This is a genomic window from Polaromonas sp. P1_E3, assembly GCF_056405935.1.
Map to the genome: position 1 here is coordinate 1 of NZ_JBFUBD010000373.1, position 2,562 is coordinate 2,562.

3 protein-coding genes and 1 tRNA gene are annotated in these 2,562 nt (G+C 58.0%); 2 read left to right on the plus strand and 2 right to left on the minus strand.

Annotation, left to right across the window (positions count from 1 at the left end):
• Both serS and AC1D0Z_RS19390 read left to right on the plus strand, forming a co-directional pair.
• Positions 1 to 859: serine--tRNA ligase (serS, locus tag AC1D0Z_RS19385; protein ID WP_477659815.1), on the plus strand; the 859-nt coding region annotated here is incomplete at its 5' end.
• 142 nt (positions 860 to 1,001) lie between these two features.
• Positions 1,002 to 1,089 (plus strand) — tRNA-Ser (locus AC1D0Z_RS19390).
• 605 nt (positions 1,090 to 1,694) lie between these two features.
• Here AC1D0Z_RS19390 and AC1D0Z_RS19395 read toward each other — a convergent pair.
• Both AC1D0Z_RS19395 and AC1D0Z_RS19400 read right to left on the minus strand, forming a co-directional pair.
• A complete protein-coding gene (locus AC1D0Z_RS19395; protein ID WP_477659816.1) occupies positions 1,695 to 1,967 on the minus strand; it encodes a hypothetical protein in 273 nt (90 codons plus the stop codon).
• Between the two features lie 160 nt (positions 1,968 to 2,127).
• Complete coding sequence (locus AC1D0Z_RS19400) at positions 2,128 to 2,325, minus strand: DUF3606 domain-containing protein (RefSeq protein WP_477659817.1); 198 nt, start codon at positions 2,323 to 2,325, stop codon at positions 2,128 to 2,130.
• Positions 2,326 to 2,562: the final 237 nt, after the last annotated feature.

Genomic DNA, 2,562 nt, shown 5'->3' on the forward strand with positions numbered 1-2,562 from the left:
GGACTTTGAGCTGGGCACCAAGCTGACCGGCTCGCGGTTTACCGTGATGAAGGGCCAGCTGGCGCGCCTGCACCGTGCGCTGGCGCAGTTCATGCTCGACGTGCAGACGCAGGAGCACGGCTACACCGAGTGCTACACGCCTTACATCGTCAACGGTGATTCGCTGCGCGGCACGGGTCAGCTGCCCAAGTTTGAAGAAGATTTGTTTGCCGCCAGGAAGGGCGGGCAAGAAGGCGCCGCTGWAGCCGAAAGCACCGCGCTCTACCTGATCCCTACATCCGAAGTGCCGCTGACCAACTTTGTGCGCGACGAAATCGTTGCCGAAGCTGATTTGCCGCTTCAGTACACCGCGCATACACCGTGCTTCAGGTCAGAAGCCGGCAGCTATGGCCGCGACACCCGCGGAATGATCCGCCAGCACCAGTTCGACAAGGTCGAGATGGTGCAGATCACCCACCCCGAGAAAAGCTACGAAGCGCTGGAAGCCATGACGGGCCATGCCGAGGCCATTTTGCAAAAGCTTGGCCTGCCTTACCGCGTCATGCTGCTGTGCACCGGCGACATGGGCTTTGGCGCCGCCAAGACCTACGACCTGGAGGTGTGGCTGCCGGCGCAAAACACCTACCGTGAAATCAGCTCGGTTTCGAACTGCGAAGCCTTCCAGGCCCGCCGCCTGCAGGCCCGCTTCAAGAATGCCCAAGGCAAGAACGAGTTTGTGCACACCCTCAATGGCTCAGGACTGGCGGTTGGCCGCACCCTGGTTGCCGTGCTCGAGAACTACCAGCTCGCCGATGGTTCTGTCACCGTGCCGGAGGTGCTGCAACCGTACATGGGCGGCATCAAGGTGCTGGCCAAGTAGAGCCCCCACGGTCGCTCACTTCGTGTAGCTCCCTGCCCCCCGAGGGGGCCGCCCGCCTTGCGGCCCGGCAAAGCCGGTTCCGCGGCTCATGCTGGGTAAGACCCCCTTTCAGCCCTGCTAGAATCACGGGTTCAGACAAACTGGAGAGGTGGCAGAGTGGCCGAATGTACCTGACTCGAAATCAGGCGTACCGCAAGGTACCGTGGGTTCGAATCCCACCCTCTCCGCCAGATACGCGAAGCCCTTAAGGATCAATGATCTTTAGGGGCTTTTTCGTTGGGTTGTTTCACAGGCGTGGATTGGGGTAAGTCCAGTGCTGCCCCTGGGTCCTCCTCGCCAGCGACAGATTCTTCTTCAAGATTGACAGGCTCGGGGGTGGAAGCCGACTGCGAGGCTGGACCTGCCCAATTCATTGGCGGTTTTGCTGGTGGTGCGGTGGACGGTTTCATGCAGACCTCGCAGAGGTGGAACAGATATTCACCATAGAGCGCCCGCGTCCCACGGTGATAGCCCCAGATCGACTGATTGCGTCAGACAGGATCTCTGCCTGTTTTTGTTGAGTGTGGAGACTGTGATAAAATACAGTACTTCAGCGGCAAGCACCGCTGAAAAGCCTGGCCAGGCAAAGCCGATTCTCACGGCGGCACGTCGACAAGAGCTTTCACGACGAGAAAAACAAGATAGCTCCTGCATGTGAATTGCCGTAACGTGGGCCGCGTAAGAGTCCACGTCCAGATTTTCCAAGGCCCGCCCGAGCGGGCTTTTTTACGCCCGTCACCTATTTAGCTTTGCAATCAATTGYAATCACTGAGCCCAGCCTGACTGGTCAGTGCCTTTATCTGTCCTTACCCATCATCATGACCGCCTCGTAGTCGCCGCAGACGTGGTCCTTGTACCAGGCCCAGCAAGTCCAGGCGATCGATGCAATAACGACTGCAAACGCCACGAGATAACCCCAGGCTGGGATCAAGCCCTGGCACTCAACAGTGGCCGGCATCATTGAGCATTCGTCGAAAAGGCTGACGGCAAAGGCTCCAGCGCCGGCAAACAATCCTGGCAACAGGTTTACAAGCGATCGGAGGTGGCGAGGCGTTCGTCGTCGTGGCATGGGAGCACTCCATCTTCTCATCGAGCGTGGCCGTTGCCGCGTAAGCCACCAGATGCATCCTCCAATTGGAGAGGGGGCGGAACGCTGTAAGCCGGGATGGCCTGGCTCTCCGTTGAAGACTTGGGAAAGTGTCTTGACGCCAGTATTTATCAGCTGGCAATCATTGCTGGCAGGTGTCCCTGCTGCGATGAAAATAACTGCGGATCTCGTCAGGCTCGCTACCTACCGCATAGACGGCCACACGCAATTCGTACTCTGTACATTTCAACTCACAGCACCACGACTCCACGACGCGCGGATTAGTCAGGCTGATGCGGTTGATTGAGTCAGCGATTGCGTCGGGAAATCGTTGTGACATGACGTAACCCTTCAAATGGGGCGATTTCATGGAGCCGACTGAGGCGTGTCAGTACGGACCGCTGGTAGGTAATTGGTGCAAGAAATTACGCCACACTGCACCATTCACGCGTTACTTGTGCACTTTCCTATATTTCGCCAGATATCGCATCCCCTAATTAGGGGAGGGGCTGTCAAGCCTACATGTCACGATGTGTGACAGGCCGGTGAGGAATTACGATCATTGGCAGCCCTGCTC